Origin of the sequence: Sulfitobacter sp. UBA4523, assembly GCF_002388305.1 — a bacterium.
GTDB classification, from domain to species: domain Bacteria; phylum Pseudomonadota; class Alphaproteobacteria; order Rhodobacterales; family Rhodobacteraceae; genus Sulfitobacter; species Sulfitobacter pontiacus.
Window position 1 is genome coordinate 33,730 of sequence record NZ_DGMH01000021.1, and the last position, 312, is coordinate 34,041.

At 59.9% G+C, this 312-nt stretch carries 1 pseudogene; it reads right to left on the minus strand.

What is annotated here, in order from left to right:
- Positions 1-12: 12 nt before the first annotated feature.
- Positions 13-312 (minus strand): annotated as a pseudogene (locus B3849_RS04715) (glutamine synthetase); the annotation flags it as partial.

Consider the following 312-nt stretch of genomic DNA (forward strand, 5'->3'; position numbering starts at 1 on the left):
GGGGGCATCTGATTACACCGTGTCCAGATAGATTTCGACCTGCTCTTGCGGGGTCAGTTCCTGCATATAATGTAGCTCTTGCCGTTTGGTGAGGATAAAGTTGCGCACCATTTCAGGGGCAAAGATACGCTTTACCTCGGCGGAGTTTTCAAAGGCGTCGATCGCGGATTTCCAGTCGCCGGGGATTTGCGGCAGGTCGGCGGCATAGGCGTTGCCGGTGATGGGGGCGGGGGGCTCTGCCCCGTCCTCGATGCCGTTCATCGCAGCACCCAGCACGGCGGCCAGCATCAGATAGGGGTTCACGTCGCCGCC